The sequence below is a fragment of the Pseudomonas cavernicola genome (genome assembly GCF_003596405.1).
Lineage (GTDB): Bacteria > Pseudomonadota > Gammaproteobacteria > Pseudomonadales > Pseudomonadaceae > Aquipseudomonas > Aquipseudomonas cavernicola.
Map to the genome: position 1 here is coordinate 2,019,730 of NZ_QYUR01000002.1, position 17,336 is coordinate 2,037,065.

Consider the following 17,336-nt stretch of genomic DNA (forward strand, 5'->3'; position numbering starts at 1 on the left):
GCATAACCTCATATGGTTCTTGTTGTGAGCTACGCGATGCATCCCGGCATATCGACGTTCTGTCGTGCTGCAGGTAAATGGACTGCCCCGTCTCTCAGGGCAGCGTTATCCAGACCGCCTTGGTCTCCAGCAGGTAATCGAGCTGTTCGGGACCGAGATCCTTGCCGAACCCGGACTGCTTGAAACCACCAAACGGCATCGACGGGTCGATGGTGCTGTGGGCATTGACGTACACCGAGCCCGCTCGCAGCCGCGGGATCAGGCCGTGCACGCGGTTGAGGTCGTTGGAATAGAGTGCGGCGGCCAGCCCGTAGGGCGAGTCGTTGGCCAGGGCCAGCGCCTCTTCGTCATTGTCGAAGGGCGCGGTAACCAGCACCGGGCCGAAGATCTCCTCCTGGACGATGCGCATATCATTGCGGCAATGGGCGAAGATGGTCGGCTCGACGAAGTAGCCGGGGCCCTCGACGGGCTGGCCGCCGTAATAGACTTCGGCGCCCTCGCGCTTGCCGATTTCGATGTAGTCCAGCACCCGCTCCTGCTGCTGCTTCGACACCAGCGGGCTGATGAAACAGTCGGGATCGAGGCCTGGCGCCATCTTCAGCGTCCGCGTGTAGGCGACCAGCTCGCGCAGGAACTCGTCGTAGATGCTGCGGTGGATGTAGGCGCGGGTGCCGGCATCACAGACCTGCCCGGAGTTGAAGAACACCCCGTTGGCCACGGCCTGGGCGGCGGCCGGCAGGTCGGCATCGGCGAGCACGATAACCGGGGACTTGCCGCCGAGCTCGAGGGTCAACCGTTTCATCTCGTCCACCGCTGCGCGGCCGACGGTGCGGCCGACCGGCGTCGAACCGGTGAAGGTGAGCTTGTCGATGCCGGGGTGCGTCGCCATCGCCGCACCGACCACAGTGCCGCGCCCGGTGACGATGTTGACCACCCCGTCCGGGATGCCCGCTTCCTGCACTAGTTCGGCGAAACGCAGGGCCGACAACGAGGTCAGCTCGGCCGGCTTGACCACCACGGTGCAGCCGGTGGCCAGTGCGGCGCCGAGCTTCCAGGCCATGGTCTGCAGCGGGAAGTTCCACGGCACGATGGCACCGACCACGCCCACCGGCTCCTTGCGCGTATAGGCCAGGTAGTTACCCGGCAGCGACGGCTCGACGGTGCGCCCGTGGAGCTTGGTGGCCCAGCCGGCGAAATAACGGAAGGTATCGACCGTGCCCTGGATATCGACGTCGCGCGCATGGGCCACCGATTTGCCCATGTCGATCGACTCGATCTCGGCCAACTCGGCGGCGTGGCTCTCGATCAAGTCGGCCAGGCGCTGCAGCAGACGCTCGCGCTCCAGCGGCTTCAGCAGGCGCCAGGTACCACCGTCAAACTGTGCACGGGCGGCTTGCACGGCGTGATCGAGATCGGCCGTAGTGCCCATGGGGATACGGGTGATCAGACCCTCGGTCGACGGCTCGATCACATCGGCGGTGCCGCCGTCGCTGGCCTCCACCCAGGCGCCACCGATGAACATCTTCTGGGCTTTGGAGAGGAACCGCTGGGTGGCCTCGGATACCCCGAATGTCTGCAGATACTCTTTGACGTTGCTGTCCACTGTCATTCCCTCTGGCCGGCGGTTGCGGTCACGCCGAGCCAACTGTTGTTCGATGATCGGCCCGCGCTCGCACCGAGCACGGCGCTGGTGTCGACGGTTAACGGGCGCAGGCGCGCTCGTGGAAGATGAAACCGATGCTGTTCAGCAGCAGTTGTGCGGCGAGAATCGAGGTGACCCCGGCCGGGTCATAGACGGGCGCGACCTCGACCAGATCCATGCCGACGATGTTGCCTTGGCTGCGCTTGGCCAGGGCCTGGATGATTTCCAGCACCTCGTAATAGAGGAATCCGCCATGGCTGGGAGTGCCGGTGCCAGGCGCGATGGAGGGGTCGAAGCCATCGATGTCGATGGTGATGTAGTAGTTGACGCCTTGCGGGATCAGCTCCAACACGCCCTCGGTACCGAGGCGACGGACATCCCGTACCGAAAGGATCTTCGAGCCGGCGGCATGGGCGGCTTCATAGTCATCGCGATTGGAAGAAGACACGTTGCGGATGCCCATCTGGGTCATGCCGACGATATGGTTCATTTCCGAAGCGCGGCGCAGCGGATTGCCATGGCCATAGCGAACGCCATGGCGCTCGTCGACGAAGTCCAGGTGCGCATCGAAGTGGATGATATGGATCGGGCCGCGCCCCTCGAAAGCCTTGATCACCGGCGCGTGAATCGAGTGATCGCCACCGAGCACCACCGGCATGGTGCCGGCCTCAAGAATCTTGCGGACGGCGAACTCGGTGTTCGCGTTGCTCGTGGCCATGTCGGTATGCACGATATCGGCGTCACCGACGTCCACCATACGCACGTCCGACGCGGTCAGGTACATGACGTCATCTTCGTGGTCATAAGCTCCGGCGTGGCCGAAGGAGAACAGCGTCGATGCCTCGCGAATCCCGCGTGGCCCAAAACGTGCGCCGGAACGCCACTGGGTACCCATGTCGTTGGGCGCTCCAAGGATGGCCACGTCTGCATCGAGCGCATCCCAATCGGTGCACACAGGGGATTTGGCAAAGGTGCAGTGACCTACGAACGGCAGGTTCAAGCGACCTGATTCATAACCGTGCTTCGACATGCTCATGCATCTCCACTTCTTGTTATCGGCGAGGGGCGGAGCTAATAAGCGACCGCCGTTGGAGTGACTATGGGCGCAGGTTTTCGTGGAAAAAATGCTAAACATCAGATACTCATATCGGCATTACCGATGCATCAACAGGCGGGAGGTTCGGGGTGATTCAACTGCACGATGTCGACCTGAAACTGCTCAGGGTGTTTGCCACCATCGTCAAATGCGGCGGTTTTTCCGCCGCGCAGGCGGCCTTGAATGCCGGCCAGTCGACCATCAGCGAACAGATGACCCATCTGGAGACCCGGCTCGGGGTCAAGCTCTGCCAGCGCGGCCGCAGTGGCTTTCGTCTGACCGAGCAAGGCGTAGCGATCCATGAAGCCACCCAGCGCCTGCTATCGGCAGTGGATAACTTCTGCATGGATGCCGATGTGCTCAAGCAGTACATCACCGGCAAGCTCAACCTCGGCATCATCGACTCCACCATCAGCGACCCGGACTCGCCCCTGCCGAAGACCACCCAGCGCTTCGTCTCCAGGGGGCACGACGTGCATCTCAACGTCTATGTCGGCGCCCCCGCGGAACTGGAGGAGCGCGTGCTCGACGGCCGCCTGCACCTGGCCATCGGGCACTTCCCTATCCACGTTCCCGGCCTGTCGTACTTGCCGCTTTATCAGGAGGCGCTGGGTCTGTATTGCGGTCGGCGCCACCCGCTGTTCGGCAGCCAGGCCGAGAGTTCCGAGCTGCTCGAGGAGATCGCCGAGAGCCGTATCGTCGCCAGGGGTTATATGCAGCAATACGACCTGGAGCATCTAGGCGTCAGCAAGGCGGCGGCCACGGTGGACAACATCGAGGCCCTGGCCATCCTGATCATCTCCGGGGCCTACATCGGCTTCCTGCCCGTGCACTTCGCCGCCCAGTGGGTGAGGACCGGCGACATGCAGCAATTGGGGCCGGAGAGCCTGCAACTGATGTCGCCATTCGATGTGATCACTCGTCGCGGCGTGGCCCCACCGCCGATTCTCCGGGCCTTCCTCGAGGACCTGGCGACCTGTTCGCGCAACCCGGTCCGCGCCTAGCACACCCGCGCCGGCTTGCTCGCCACAAGCGCAGCTGGCCCGGCATACTCCTTCGCCTCGATGGACCGTTCGCCACCCTTGCAGGTTTCCCCATGCGCATCCACGTCACCTTCCTCGACCGCGTCGGCATCACCCAGGAGGTCCTCGCCCTTCTCGGCGGCCGCAGCCTGAATCTGGACGCGGTGGAGATGGCGCCGCCGAACGTCTACATCGACGCGCCGACCCTCAGCCCCGAGGTGCTCGACGAACTGCGCGAGGCCCTGCACAAGGTCGCAGGCGTGCAGGCCGTGACCATCGTCGACATCCTCCCCGGCCAGCGCCGTCACCTGCAGCTCGACGCCCTGCTGGCCGCCATGAGCGACCCGGTGCTGACGGTGGATCGCGACGGTCTGGTGCTGCTGGCCAACCCGGCCCTGAGCGCCCTTTGCGGCCATGATCCGGCCGGGCAGCCCCTGGCCGAGCTCTTCGTCGACCCGGCCCTGCCAAAGGCGCTGATCGAGCATGGCTTCCGTCTGCCGCTGCGCGAAGTCACCCTCAACGGCGAGGCGCTGCTGCTGGATGCCGTGCCGATCAACGAGGGCGAGCACTTGACCGGCGCTCTCCTCACCCTCTACCCGCCCAATCGCATCGGCGGGCGCCTGGCCGCCCTGCATCACGACCATGCCGAAGGTTTCGATGCCCTGCTCGGCGATTCGCAGCCGATCCGCACCCTCAAGGCCCGCGCCCAGCGCATCGCCGGCCTCGATGCGCCGCTGCTGATCCATGGCGAAACCGGCACCGGCAAGGAACTGGTGGCCCGTGCCTGCCACGCCATCAGCGCCAGGCGCGACGCACCGTTCCTCGCCCTCAACTGCGCGGCCCTGCCGGAGAGCCTGGCCGAGAGCGAACTGTTCGGCTACGCCCCCGGCGCCTTCACCGGCGCCCAGCGCGGCGGCAAGCCCGGCCTGCTGGAGCTGGCCAACCAGGGCACGGTGTTCCTCGACGAGATCGGCGAGATGTCGCCCTACCTGCAGGCCAAGCTGCTGCGTTTTCTCAGCGACGGCTGCTTCCGCCGGGTCGGCGGCGACCGCGAAGTGAAGGTCGATGTGCGCATCCTCAGCGCCACCCACCGCGACCTGGAGAGGATGGTCGGCGCAGGCAGCTTCCGCGAAGACCTGTTCTACCGCCTCAACGTGCTCAACCTGGAAGTGCCGCCGCTGCGCGAACGTGGCCAGGACATCCTGCTGCTGGCGCACTTCTTCATGCAGCAGGCCTGCACCCAGATCCAGCGCCCGCCCTGCCACCTGGCTCCCGGCACCTACCCGGCGCTGCTCGGCAACCACTGGCCGGGCAACGTCCGCCAGTTGCAGAACGTGATCTTCCGCGCCGCCGCCATCTGCGAGAACCCGCAGGTGGCGCTCGACGACCTGGATATCGCCAGCACCGCCATGGCCCGGCAGGGCGACGGCGAGGTCGGCAGCCTGGAAGAGGCCATGCAAGGTTTCGAGAAGGAGCTGCTGGCCAAGCTCTACCGCAGTTACCCCTCTAGCCGGCAACTGGCCGCCCGCCTGCGCACCTCGCACAGCGCCATCGCCAACCGCCTGCGCAAATACGGCATTCCCGGCAAGGCCTGAGCCACGCCCCCTGTAGGAGCGAGCTCTGCTCGCGAAGCCCTTTAAGCAAAAGCATCGCGAGCAGAGCTCGCTCCTACTCCAAATCACCCGTATCGAAATCGCGACAGCGTATCGAATTCAAAACAACCCCTCGTAACCCGCACCATTCGGAGCCTTGCCAGCCCCACGCCCTCAGTTAGCCAAGGCGCTGTATTGAACTCATTACGCAAGCGCATTCATAACCCACTCAAAAACAAGCCAACCAGCTGATTCTTAAGCAATAAACATGATTGGCACCCGGCTTGCTAAAGAACTCCCCCAGCAACGCTCGCTGCCCGGCACGAGCACCGGAATCATCGTCTGGCACAAGAACCGGGCGAGTCATACCCGTTGAGGAGTTCACATGACCGAATTGCGTTTTACCGTCAATCACGAATGGCTGCGTCTGGAAGCCGATGGTCTGCTCACTGTTGGCATCACCCCCTTCGCCCAGGAAGCGCTGGGCGACGTGGTCTTCGTTCAGCTGCCGGAACTCGGTGCATACAGCGCCGGCGCGGAAGTCGCGGTACTGGAATCGGTGAAAGCCGCCAGCAACATCGCCATGCCGCTGGACGGCGAAGTGGTCGAAGTGAACCAGACCCTGGAAGATTCCCCCGATCTGGTCAACGAGGACGCTCTTGGCTCCGGCTGGTTCTTCCGCATGCGCCCGGCCGACACCAGCCAGCTGGCCGACCTGCTCGACCAGGCCGGCTATGAAGCACTCGTCAAAGCCAACGGCTGAGGACCGACCATGCCCATCAAGACCCCTTTCCTCGGCACCGCCAACGAATTCATCGCGCGCCATATCGGCCCGCGTGACGCCGATGTACAGGCCATGCTCGACCTGCTCGGCTTCGCCGACCTCGAAGCCCTGAGCGCCAGCGTCATCCCCGACAGCATCAAGGGCACCAGCGTGCTCGAGATGGGCGCCGGCCAGAGCGAGGCCGACGCCCTCGCCGCGATCAAGGCTATCGCCAGCAAGAACCAGCTGTGCAAGAACTACATCGGCCAGGGCTACTACGGCACCCATACGCCCTCGCCGATCCTCCGTAATCTGCTGGAAAACCCCGCCTGGTACACCGCCTATACCCCTTACCAGCCGGAAATCTCCCAGGGGCGCCTGGAAGCCCTGCTGAACTTCCAGACCCTGATCAGCGACCTCACCGGCCTACCGATCTCCAACGCCTCGCTACTCGACGAAGGCACCGCCGCCGCCGAGGCCATGACCTTCTGCAAGCGCCTGTCGAAGAACAAGGCCAGCAACGCCTTCTTCGCCTCGCGCCACTGCCACCCGCAGACCCTCGACGTGCTGCGCACCCGCGCAGAACCCCTGGGCATCGAGGTAGTGGTTGGCGACGAAGCCGAGATCACCGACGCCAGCGCCTACTTCGGCGCCCTGCTGCAATACCCGGCGAGCAATGGCGATGTCTTCGACTACCGCGAACTGGTCGCGCGCTTCCACGCCGCCAATGCCCTGGTGGCGGTGGCGGCCGACCTGTTGGCCCTGACCCTGCTCACCCCACCCGGCGAATTCGGTGCCGACGTGGCCATCGGCAGCGCCCAGCGCTTCGGTGTGCCGCTCGGTTTCGGTGGCCCGCACGCCGCCTACTTCGCCACCCGCGACGCCTTCAAGCGCGACATGCCGGGCCGCCTGGTCGGCGTCTCCATCGACCGCCACGGCAAGCCGGCCCTGCGCCTGGCCATGCAGACCCGCGAGCAGCACATCCGTCGCGAGAAGGCCACCAGCAACATCTGCACCGCGCAGGTGCTGCTGGCCAACATCGCCAGCATGTACGCCGTCTACCACGGCCCGCAGGGGCTGACCCGCATAGCCCGGCGCGTGCACCAGCTTACCGCGATCCTCGCCCAGGGCCTGGCCAAGCTCGGCCATGCCGTGGAGCAGCAAAGCTTCTTCGACACCCTGACCGTCGCCAGCGGCAGCCAGACCGCCGAGCTGCACGCCAAGGCCCGCGCCGCGCAAATCAACCTGCGTGAAGTGGATGGCGGCCGCCTCGGCCTGTCTCTCGACGAAACCAGCAGCCAGGCCGACATCGAGCAGCTCTGGGCGCTGTTCACCGAGGGCCAGGCGCTGCCGGACTTCGCCGCCCTGGCCGCGAGCATCCCCAGCCGCCTGCCGACCGCGCTGCTGCGCCAGTCGGCGATCCTCAGCCACCCGGTATTCAACCGCTACCACTCGGAAACCGAGCTGATGCGCTACCTGCGCAAGCTGGCCGACAAGGACCTGGCGCTGGACCGCAGCATGATCCCGCTGGGCTCCTGCACCATGAAGCTGAACGCCGCCAGCGAGATGATCCCGGTGACCTGGGCCGAGTTCGGCAACCTGCACCCCTTCGCCCCGGCCGAGCAGAGCCAGGGCTACCAGCAGCTGACCGACGAGTTGGAAGCCATGCTCTGCGCCGCCACCGGCTACGACGCCGTGTCGCTGCAACCCAACGCCGGTTCCCAGGGCGAATACGCCGGCCTGCTGGCGATTCGCGCCTACCACCACAGCCGCGGCGATGATCAGCGCGACATCTGCTTGATTCCCTCCTCCGCCCACGGCACCAACCCGGCCACCGCCAACATGGCCGGCATGCGCGTGGTGGTCACCGCCTGCGACGCCCGCGGCAACGTCGATATCGCCGACCTGCGCGCCAAGGCCGGGGAGCACAAGGACCGTCTCGCCGCGCTGATGATCACCTACCCGTCCACCCACGGAGTGTTCGAGGAAGGCATCCGCGAGATCTGCGCGATCATCCACGACAACGGCGGCCAGGTGTATATCGACGGCGCCAACATGAACGCCATGGTCGGCCTCTGCGCACCGGGCAAGTTCGGCGGCGACGTCTCGCACCTGAACCTGCACAAGACCTTCTGCATTCCCCACGGTGGTGGCGGCCCGGGCGTCGGCCCGATCGGCGTCAAGGCGCACCTGGCGCCCTTCCTCCCCGGTCACGCACAGATGGAGCGCAAGATCGGGGCGGTGAGTGCCGCGCCGTTCGGCAGCGCCAGCATCCTGCCGATCACCTGGATGTACATCCGCATGATGGGCGGCGCCGGCCTGCGCCGTGCCTCGCAGCTGGCGATCCTCAACGCCAACTACATCGCCCGTCGCCTCGAGGAGCACTACCCGGTGCTCTACAGCGGCAGCAACGGCCTGGTGGCCCACGAATGCATCCTCGATCTGCGCCCGCTGAAGGACAGCAGCGGCATCAGCGTCGACGACGTGGCCAAGCGCCTGATCGACTTCGGCTTCCACGCGCCGACCATGTCCTTCCCGGTGGCCGGCACGCTGATGATCGAGCCGACCGAGAGCGAAGCCAAGGAAGAGCTGGACCGTTTCTGCGACGCGATGATCCGCATCCGCGAGGAAATCCGTGCCGTTGAAAGTGGCGAGCTGGACCGCGAGGACAACCCGCTGAAGAACGCGCCGCACACCGCCGCCGAACTGGTGGGCGAGTGGACCCACCCGTACGGCCGCGAGCTGGCCGTGTACCCGGTCGCCAGCCTGGTGGAAGCCAAGTACTGGCCGCCGGTCGGTCGCGTCGACAACGTCTTCGGCGACCGCAACCTGGTCTGCGCCTGCCCGTCCATCGAGGCCTACCAGGAGGCCTGACCTCCCGCACAGCGCCCCGCGCCCGTGAAGGGCAAAGGGCGCCCGACAAGAACAACAGAGGATTGCGCAATGTTCAGCAAGCACGACCAGATCAAAGGCTACGACGACGAACTGCTGGCGGCGATGAATGCCGAGGAAGCGCGGCAGGAGCACCACATCGAGCTGATCGCCTCGGAGAACTACACCAGTCAGCGGGTGATGGAAGCGCAAGGCAGCGGGCTGACCAACAAGTACGCCGAAGGCTATCCGGGCAAGCGCTACTACGGCGGCTGCGAGCACGTCGATGTGGTCGAGCAACTGGCCATCGACCGCGCCAAACAGCTGTTCGGCGCCGATTATGCCAACGTCCAGCCGCACTCCGGCAGCCAGGCCAACGCCGCGGTCTATCTGGCCCTGCTGCAAGCCGGCGACACCGTGCTGGGCATGAGCCTGGCCCACGGCGGTCACCTGACCCACGGTGCCAAAGTCAGTTTCTCCGGCAAGCTGTATAACGCCGTGCAGTACGGCATCGACACCGCTACCGGGCTGATCGATTACGACGAAGTCGAGCGTCTGGCCGTCGAGCACCAGCCGAAGATGATCATCGCCGGCTTCTCCGCCTACTCGAAGACCCTGGATTTCCCGCGCTTTCGCGCCATCGCCGACAAGGTTGGCGCCTACCTGTTCGTCGACATGGCCCACGTCGCCGGGCTGGTGGCTGCCGGTCTGTACCCGAACCCGATTCCCTTCGCCGATGTGGTCACCACCACCACCCACAAGACCCTGCGCGGCCCGCGCGGCGGCCTGATCCTGGCCAAGGCCAACCCGGAGTTGGAGAAGAAGCTCAACGCCGCAGTATTCCCCGGCGGCCAGGGTGGCCCGCTGATGCACGTGATCGCCGCCAAGGCCGTGTGCTTCAAGGAAGCGCTGGAACCGGGCTTCAAGAGCTATCAGGCACAAGTGATCCAGAACGCCCAGGCGATGGCTAAGGTCTTTATCGAGCGTGGCTACGACGTGGTCTCCGGCGGTACCGACAACCACCTGTTCCTGGTCAGCCTGATCCGTCAGGGCCTGACCGGCAAAGACGCCGACGCCGCCTTGGGCCGTGCCGGGATCACCGTGAACAAGAACGCCGTACCGAACGACCCGCAGTCGCCGTTCGTTACCTCCGGGCTGCGGATCGGTACGCCGGCGATCACCAGTCGTGGTTTCAAGGAAGCCCAGAGCATCGAACTGGCCGGCTGGATCTGCGACATCCTCGATCACCTCGGCGATGCCGATGTCGAGGCGCAAGTCGCCAGGCAGGCCGCCGCGTTGTGCGCCGACTTCCCGGTCTATGCTGATTAAGAGCTTCTGCTCGGCGCTACCGCTTGCGCGCGCATTTCCCTCTCCCTCCAGAAGAGAAGCCGCAGGTGGGGAAGCCCGACGAAGCATCGGAGATAACCATGTCACTCAGCGTTTTTGACCTGTTCAAGATCGGTATCGGCCCGTCCAGTTCGCACACCGTTGGCCCCATGCGCGCGGCCGCGCGCTTTGCCGAAGGCCTGCGCCGCGACGATCTGCTGAACGCCACGATAACGGTAAAAGTGGAGTTGTACGGTTCCCTCGGTGCCACCGGCAAAGGTCACGGCAGCGACAAGGCGGTGCTGCTCGGCCTGGAAGGTGAACACCCGGACACGGTGGACACCACCACCATCAACACGCGGCTGGAGGCTATCCGCAGTGCCGGCCAGCTAAATCTGCTGGGCGAGCGGCCGATTCACTTCGTCGAAAAAGAACACCTGGCAATGATCCGCAAACCGCTGGCCTTCCACCCCAACGGCATGATCTTTCGCGCCTTCGATGCGGCCGGCATACAGATCCGTAGCCGCGAGTACTACTCGGTCGGTGGCGGTTTCGTGGTCGACTCGGACGCCGCCGGCGCCGACCGCATCGTCGAAGACCGCACGCCCCTGACCTACCCGTTCAAGAGCGGCCAGGAACTGCTGGCCCACTGTGTCGAACAGGGCATCTCCTTCAGCCAGTTGATGCTCACCAACGAGTCCGCCTGGCGCCCGGAAGCGGAAACCCGCGCCGGCCTGCTGCGGATCTGGCAGGTGATGCAGGACTGCGTCGAGGCCGGCTGCCGCAACGAGGGCATCATGCCCGGCGGGCTCAAGGTCAAACGGCGTGCCGCGGCCATGTATCGGCAACTCTGCCAACACCCGGAAGCTGCGCTGCGTGACTCCCTGAGCGTGCTCGACTGGGTCAACCTCTACGCCCTCGCGGTCAATGAGGAAAACGCCAGCGGCGGCCGGGTCGTCACCGCGCCGACCAATGGTGCCGCGGGAATAGTCCCGGCGGTACTGCACTACTACACGCGTTTCATCCCCGGGGCGAACGACGACGGCGTGGTGCGTTTCCTGCTCACCGCTGCGGCGATCGGCATTCTCTACAAGGAAAACGCCTCGATCTCCGGCGCCGAAGTCGGCTGCCAGGGCGAAGTCGGCGTGGCCTGTTCGATGGCGGCCGGGGCACTCTGCGAAGTGCTCGGCGGCACCCCGCAGCAGGTGGAGAACGCCGCGGAAATCGGCATGGAACACAACCTCGGGCTGACCTGCGACCCAATCGGCGGGCTGGTACAAGTGCCCTGTATCGAACGCAACGCCATGGGCTCGGTGAAGGCGATCAACGCCGCACGCCTGGCCCTGCGCGGCGACGGCCAGCACTACGTCTCGCTCGACAAGGTGATCCGCACCATGCGCCAGACCGGTGCCGACATGAGCAGCAAATACAAGGAAACCGCCCGCGGCGGCCTGGCGGTCAACATCATCGAATGCTGACGCAACCCTCTCCCCCGACCCCTCTCCCATGAATGGGAGAGGGGAGTGACACCGCGCCGGACAACCCCCTCTCCCGTTTACGGGAGAGGGTTGGGGAGAGGGCAACCCTTTACACCTCCTCTCTCAAGAGCAGGAAAAACCTATCGGAGCTTTGCATGACCATCGAAACCCTGGCGAAAACGCCTCTACACGCCCTGCACCTGGAACTCGGCGCGCGCATGGTGCCCTTCGCCGGTTATGACATGCCGGTGCAATACCCGCTCGGCGTACTCAAAGAGCACCAGCACACTCGCGACCAGGCCGGCCTGTTCGATGTCTCGCACATGGGCCAGATCATCCTGCGTGGCGAAGGCGCCGCCCAGGCGCTGGAACGCCTGGTGCCGGTCGACATCGTCGACCTGCCGGTGGGCACGCAGCGCTATGCCATGTTCACCAACGAGGAAGGCGGCATCCTCGACGACTTGATGGTGGCCAATGCCTACGACCACCTGTTCCTGGTGGTCAACGCAGCCTGCAAACACGAAGACCTGGCGCACCTGCAACGCAACCTGGCCGGCCAGTGCGAAGTTGAACCGCTCTTCGACCGCGCCCTGCTCGCCCTCCAAGGCCCGGCCGCGGTCAAGGTACTGGCGCGCCTGGCGCCGGAAGTCGCGCAGATGACCTTCATGCAGTTCGCCCGCGTGCGCCTGCTTGATGTCGACTGCTTCGTCAGCCGTTCCGGCTACACCGGCGAAGATGGCTTTGAAATCTCCGTCCCGGCCGAGCACGCCGAAGCGCTGGCGCGCAGCCTGCTGGCTGAGCCGCAAGTGCAGCCTATCGGCCTCGGTGCGCGTGACTCGCTGCGCCTGGAAGCCGGCCTGTGCCTGTACGGCCATGACATGAGCAGCACCACCACGCCGATAGAAGCGGGCCTGGCCTGGGCCATCTCGAAAGCTCGCCGCGCTGGCGGCGCGCGTGCCGGCGGCTTCCCCGGCGCCGAACGCATCCTCGCGCAACAGCAAAACGGCGTACCGCGCAAACGTGTCGGCCTGCTGCCGCAAGAGCGCACGCCGGTGCGTGAAGGCAGCGAAATCGTCGATGCCGACAGCACGGTGATTGGCCAGGTCTGCAGCGGCGGCTTCGGCCCGACCTTGGGCGCGCCGCTGGCCATGGGTTATCTGGACAGCGCCCACAGCGCCCTCGACAGCGAAGTGTGGGCCGTGGTGCGTGGTAAACGCGTGCCGATGAAGGTCGCCAAGACTCCCTTCGTGCCGCAGCGTTACTACCGCGGCTAAATCGCTGGGAGGAGACAGCCCGTCGGTTGGTGCGTAGGTTGGTGCTGAGCACGGGAGTCGCGGGGCGACTCCTTGTTGGGCATCACTGCGTTCAGCACCAACCTACGCGCCAACCTACGCCGTCAACCGCTCGCGCAAACGCCCCAGCATGCCCAGCAAACTTCCCACCTTCTCCCTCTCGCGCTCATCCTTGGGGGCTGCAGCCGCACGACTCACCACCTGCGCAGGCTCTGCCCGCCAGATCAGCGCCTGCTCAGCCGCCGCTTTCAGGCCCTTTTCGAACAAGCCGCGACGGATCGGTTTGGGCAGGTAACGAAAGATCTGCGCCTCGTTGATCAACTTCAACAGCGCCTGGGTATCACAGAACGGCGTGACCACCAGGCTAAGCAAACGTGGATGGGCCTGGGCCAGGCTTTTCAGCAAGGGAGCAGTGTCTTCGCCGGCCAGTTTAAGATCGCTGACCAACAGGTGTACCGGTTCCAGGTTCAGCAGCGCCAAGGCCTCGGCCACATTGCGCGCGCGCAGCAGACGGTGGCCGCCTGCGCTGCAGAAGTCGCCGACGCAGGCCTGCGTGTCGGCATCCTCATCCAACAGCAGCACATTCAATGGCGCAGACAATTCGCTGGTCGCGGCCGTCACCGGCGCTTGCGCCTGGCGTGCGGCAATTTCGGCGGCTTGGCGCAGGGTGAAGGCCATTTCCTGCTGATCCCAGGGTTTGGTCAGGTAACGGAAAATACCGCCGCTGTTCAGCGCTTCGACGGCCGCATCCAGATCCGAGTAGCCGGTGAGCAGAATGCGCAGGGTTTCCGGCGCGATCTCACGGGCCTGCGCCAGCAGTTGCGCGCCACTCATCTGCGGCATGCGCTGGTCGCTGACGATGATATGCACCGGCTCGCTTTTCAGCCGTTCCAGGGCGCGGCGCGGATCGCTTTCGGTCAACACCTCGTATTGGCGCCGGAACTGCAGGGCGAGGCTACGCAGAATGCGCTCCTCGTCGTCGATAAAGAGGATGCGGATCGGCAGGCTCATCTCAGGCACTCCATTTCAGTTCGGCGGCTTGTGCGCGCGGCAGACGGAGCAAAAACCGCGTACCACGCCCCGGTTCAGAGGCGACGCGGATCAGGCCGCCGTGGTCTTGGATGATCTTGAAGCTGATCGACAGGCCCAGGCCGGTGCCCTGCCCGACCGGTTTGGTGGTGAAGAACGGATCGAAGATCCGCGCCAGCACCTCCGGCGGCATGCCGCGGCCGTTGTCCTGTACCGAGACGAACACCGCCGCCTCGTCGGCCCAGGTTTTCAGCTGAATCTGGCCGAAACCGTCGATCGCCTGGGCGGCATTGGTGAGCAGGTTGAGCAGCACCTGGTTGATCTGCGAAGGCGCGCAGGCAATGCGCGGTAGCTCGCCGAGTTGCGAGACGACTTCGGCCTTGTCCTTGATGCTGTTGCGGGCGATCACCAGCGCGCTGCGGATACAGTCATTCAGATCGACTTCTTCGCTCATGGCGCGATCCAGGCGAGCGAAATCCTTGAGGCCGACGACCAATTCGGCGATCTGCCCCAGGCCATACAGGGTGTCGCTGAACAACTGGCTCAAGTCCTCCACCAGCAACTCTGGCGCGGCCTGTTCGCGAGCACTGGCGGCCTGTTCCAGCGCCTGAGCCAAGTCCGTTTCGGAGCAGGCCGGGTCGTTCAGGCAATCGGCCAGCGTGGCCTGCGTCTCGGCCAACAGAAACAGCGGCGCACTCAACTCACGCAGCAATTCGACGTTGTTTTTCACGTAACCCAGTGGGGTGTTCAACTCGTGGGCGACGCCGGCGACCATCTGCCCGAGGGAAGCCATTTTTTCCGACTGCACCAGTTGGGTCTGCGACTCCTTGAGATCGACCAAGGCCTTGCGCAGCACCGCGTTGCGCTGGGCGATACGCGCTTCCATGGCCTTGAGCAGGTCGAGCACCGTGCCGATACCTCGGTAGCGACCCGCTGCATCGACCAGGATGAAGTCTTCGGTGATCGGATATTGCAGCTGGCCGGTGATCTGCTTGGCCGCGTTGTCCAGGCTGGTGTCCAGGCTGACCACCAGCGGCGCCGGATTCATCACCTCATGGATCGGGTGGCGGCCGCGCAAGTCGCGACCGAAGCGCTGCATGAAGATGTCCTGCAGCTTGGAGCGGCTGACCAGGCCAACCGGGCGCTCCGCAGCGTCGACCACCGGCAGGGAGAGAAAGGCCTTGTGTTCGGGCGTCAGCAAACGGTCGGCCACATCGCTGATACTCATAGTGGGCAACAGCGGCGCGACAGGTTTGAGCAGGCGACTTAGAGCACTGGCGGCGATCATTGGCGAACACTTCCCAGAGTGAGGAGTCGGCCATTCAAACAGTGCCAAGTTGCCAGCATGTGACAGCTGTCACACCTGCCCAGCGCTTTGCTGAGTGTAGGAGCGAATTTATTCGCGAACAAAAGCGACTCGGTGCTGCCCCGTCGCGAATAAATTCGCTCCTACATGGACGCCGGCGGATTGCCTCTCCGGTGTTAACCCCTCACGCCTCCCGGTAATCGGTGAATAGCCTTTTCTCTGACAGCGCCGGGGGCCTGAGCGTATGGTGAAAACACGCAAAGATTTCAGTAACACTCGAAACGCTGGATGATCGAAACTGTGTAGTGACGCGAACGGTCTGCTGTTGACCGCGACTTGTTGTTAATCGCAAATCAGGGAGAACGCTATGCCTTGGTACGCTTGGCTGATTATGGTTCTTGCCATCGGCTCAATCGTCGGTGGTTTGCTCATGTTGCGGGACACCGCAAAGAAGTTACCGCTGACCGACGAACAACTGAAACGCATCCATGAACGCAACGCCGAGATGGACGCCAAGGACGAGCGCGACCGTTAGCCTCGCCATACTTCTGCTGCTGGCCGGCTGCACCCGTCTCCCCCCTGCCCCAAGCGACGACTGCGCCGCGCTGTTCGCTGCGCGCGATCGCATCAGCGCGGTCAGCCACGACGCCCAATATCAGCCATTAGCCGGTTTTTATGGGCTGCGCAGCGACCGCGTGCTGGCCGCTCTTGGCCCGACCGCGCAGAGCCCCGAGCAGCGCCGCCTGTGGTTGCAACGCCTGGCCGAACGCGACGTGGAGGCCAGCACCATTGAACTGGGCAATCTACCGCCGCGGACACAACAGGACTGGAACAGCCCCGCGCGACAAAGCCAGCTGCAAAACTGCCGCTCGGCGCAGCAAGAGCGTTTGCTGCACAACCAGCATGGCTTTAACAACGCCGTCGCTGCGGCACAGATGCCTGACGATTACCGCGATTGGGCACGCACGCTGGGCCTCTATCCGCTGTTCAAACCGCTCTATCAACGCCTCATCGCGGCTTGGCAGGCCGAGGCGGCCAAGGCACAAGAGCCGGTGGATCGCGCAAACTGGCTGGCGTATCAGCCACTGCCTAACACAGCGGCGTTCAGCACTCCGCTGCATGAGGATGCCTTGGGCTTGCCGCAGCCTGACCCGCAGCAGCGCGCCGCCCTGTTCGCCCGCCATGCGCCATGGCTGCGGATCGCCCAACGCAGCCACGCCGACCGCCTAGGCAGCCCATTTTTCCTGCCCGATGGCCAACGCGACTTCGATCAGCTGGCGCCGCAGCTGTTTCAACAACTCGGCTGGAGCAAGCTCGACGGGCACTGGCATCTGCAGTTGATCTATCAGTTCTGGTTCAGCCAGAGACCCAAACCACAGCCCTTGGATATCTACGGCGGCGAGCTGGATGGTCTGATCTGGCGCGTCACCCTGGGCGAGCATGGGCAAGCGCTGCTGTACGACAGCATCCACCCGTGCGGCTGCTGGCATAGCTTCTTCCTTCCGGCAGATTCGCCATTTAAGTTTCGCCAACCGACGGAACTGGAAGCACGCACGGCGCAGCGTATCGAAACCCCCGGCGACCAAGCGCCGACACTCTGGCTGAGCGCGGGCGAACACAGTGTGTTGTGGGTCGACGGGCGCCGCCCGCAGTACCCCGCCATCGGCTATCAACAGCGCGAACTCAGCAGCCTGCGCCAGCTGCGTCATCCGCAAGGCCAGCGCAGCCTGTATGCCAGCGATGGCCTGGTGTCTGGCAGCGAGCGCCTGGAACGTTGGCTGCTGTGGCCTTCCGGGGTCGTTTCACCTGGCGCCATGCGCCAATGGGGCCGGCACGCCACAGCCTTCTACGGCCGCGCGCAGTTCGATGATCCAGCGCTGTTAGACCGGTATTTCTCCGCGCCCTGAGCACGAGCACGC

At 64.7% G+C, this 17,336-nt stretch carries 13 protein-coding genes; 9 read left to right on the forward strand and 4 right to left on the reverse strand.

Features of this window, described 5'->3' with window-relative positions:
- Positions 1–94: 94 nt before the first annotated feature.
- On the reverse strand, positions 95–1,603 hold the full coding sequence (locus D3879_RS09720; protein ID WP_119954051.1) for an aldehyde dehydrogenase family protein: 1,509 nt from the start codon (positions 1,601–1,603) through the stop codon (positions 95–97).
- A 97-nt stretch (positions 1,604–1,700) separates the two neighbouring features.
- Complete coding sequence (speB, locus tag D3879_RS09725; protein ID WP_119954052.1) at positions 1,701–2,672, reverse strand: agmatinase; 972 nt, start codon at positions 2,670–2,672, stop codon at positions 1,701–1,703.
- Positions 2,673–2,827: 155 nt separating this feature from the next.
- Between speB and D3879_RS09730 the strand changes: the two genes are divergently transcribed.
- The 7 genes from D3879_RS09730 to gcvT all read left to right on the forward strand — a co-directional run bounded on the left by D3879_RS09730 (position 2,828) and on the right by gcvT (position 13,064).
- Positions 2,828–3,742: a LysR family transcriptional regulator gene (locus tag D3879_RS09730; protein WP_119954053.1), complete on the forward strand. Its 915-nt coding sequence runs from the start codon at positions 2,828–2,830 to the stop codon at positions 3,740–3,742.
- Positions 3,743–3,834: 92 nt separating this feature from the next.
- Positions 3,835–5,355 carry a sigma-54-dependent transcriptional regulator gene (locus D3879_RS09735; protein WP_119954054.1) on the forward strand — a complete coding sequence of 507 codons (1,521 nt, stop codon included), beginning with the start codon at positions 3,835–3,837 and terminating at the stop codon, positions 5,353–5,355.
- Between the two features lie 382 nt (positions 5,356–5,737).
- Complete coding sequence (gene gcvH / locus D3879_RS09740) at positions 5,738–6,115, forward strand: glycine cleavage system protein GcvH (protein WP_119954055.1); 378 nt, start codon at positions 5,738–5,740, stop codon at positions 6,113–6,115.
- 9 nt (positions 6,116–6,124) lie between these two features.
- Positions 6,125–8,989, forward strand: coding sequence for an aminomethyl-transferring glycine dehydrogenase (gene gcvP, locus D3879_RS09745; RefSeq protein ID WP_119954056.1), 2,865 nt, complete (start codon positions 6,125–6,127; stop codon positions 8,987–8,989).
- A gap of 69 nt (positions 8,990–9,058) precedes the next feature.
- On the forward strand, positions 9,059–10,315 hold the full coding sequence (glyA, locus tag D3879_RS09750) for a serine hydroxymethyltransferase (RefSeq protein ID WP_119954057.1): 1,257 nt from the start codon (positions 9,059–9,061) through the stop codon (positions 10,313–10,315).
- A gap of 98 nt (positions 10,316–10,413) precedes the next feature.
- On the forward strand, positions 10,414–11,790 hold the full coding sequence (locus D3879_RS09755) for an L-serine ammonia-lyase (protein ID WP_119954058.1): 1,377 nt from the start codon (positions 10,414–10,416) through the stop codon (positions 11,788–11,790).
- Positions 11,791–11,945: 155 nt separating this feature from the next.
- On the forward strand, positions 11,946–13,064 hold the full coding sequence (gcvT, locus tag D3879_RS09760) for a glycine cleavage system aminomethyltransferase GcvT (RefSeq protein WP_119954059.1): 1,119 nt from the start codon (positions 11,946–11,948) through the stop codon (positions 13,062–13,064).
- Between the two features lie 114 nt (positions 13,065–13,178).
- On the opposite strand, the gene D3879_RS09765 is transcribed toward gcvT, so the two are convergent.
- Positions 13,179–14,093, reverse strand: coding sequence for a response regulator (locus D3879_RS09765; RefSeq protein WP_119954060.1), 915 nt, complete (start codon positions 14,091–14,093; stop codon positions 13,179–13,181).
- A 1-nt stretch (position 14,094) separates the two neighbouring features.
- Complete coding sequence (locus D3879_RS09770) at positions 14,095–15,399, reverse strand: ATP-binding protein (RefSeq protein ID WP_119954061.1); 1,305 nt, start codon at positions 15,397–15,399, stop codon at positions 14,095–14,097.
- A 385-nt stretch (positions 15,400–15,784) separates the two neighbouring features.
- Between D3879_RS09770 and D3879_RS09775 the strand changes: the two genes are divergently transcribed.
- On the forward strand, positions 15,785–15,952 hold the full coding sequence (locus D3879_RS09775) for a DUF2897 family protein (RefSeq protein WP_119954062.1): 168 nt from the start codon (positions 15,785–15,787) through the stop codon (positions 15,950–15,952).
- A complete protein-coding gene (locus tag D3879_RS09780; RefSeq protein WP_147411120.1) occupies positions 15,906–17,324 on the forward strand; it encodes a hypothetical protein in 1,419 nt (472 codons plus the stop codon). Before D3879_RS09775 ends, D3879_RS09780 begins: the two co-directional genes overlap by 47 nt.
- The last annotated feature ends 12 nt before the right edge of the window (positions 17,325–17,336 follow it).

Coding starts and splice junctions, on each gene's coding strand:
- gcvT (WP_119954059.1), top strand. CDS start 11,946: ATGACCATCGAAACCCTGGCGAAAACGCCTCTACACGCCCTGCACCTG.
- D3879_RS09755 (WP_119954058.1), top strand. CDS start 10,414: ATGTCACTCAGCGTTTTTGACCTGTTCAAGATCGGTATCGGCCCGTCC.
- D3879_RS09770 (WP_119954061.1), bottom strand. CDS start 15,399: ATGATCGCCGCCAGTGCTCTAAGTCGCCTGCTCAAACCTGTCGCGCCG.
- D3879_RS09735 (WP_119954054.1), top strand. CDS start 3,835: ATGCGCATCCACGTCACCTTCCTCGACCGCGTCGGCATCACCCAGGAG.
- speB (WP_119954052.1), bottom strand. CDS start 2,672: ATGTCGAAGCACGGTTATGAATCAGGTCGCTTGAACCTGCCGTTCGTA.
- gcvP (WP_119954056.1), top strand. CDS start 6,125: ATGCCCATCAAGACCCCTTTCCTCGGCACCGCCAACGAATTCATCGCG.
- gcvH (WP_119954055.1), top strand. CDS start 5,738: ATGACCGAATTGCGTTTTACCGTCAATCACGAATGGCTGCGTCTGGAA.
- D3879_RS09775 (WP_119954062.1), top strand. CDS start 15,785: ATGCCTTGGTACGCTTGGCTGATTATGGTTCTTGCCATCGGCTCAATC.
- D3879_RS09765 (WP_119954060.1), bottom strand. CDS start 14,093: ATGAGCCTGCCGATCCGCATCCTCTTTATCGACGACGAGGAGCGCATT.
- glyA (WP_119954057.1), top strand. CDS start 9,059: ATGTTCAGCAAGCACGACCAGATCAAAGGCTACGACGACGAACTGCTG.
- D3879_RS09780 (WP_147411120.1), top strand. CDS start 15,906: ATGAACGCAACGCCGAGATGGACGCCAAGGACGAGCGCGACCGTTAGC.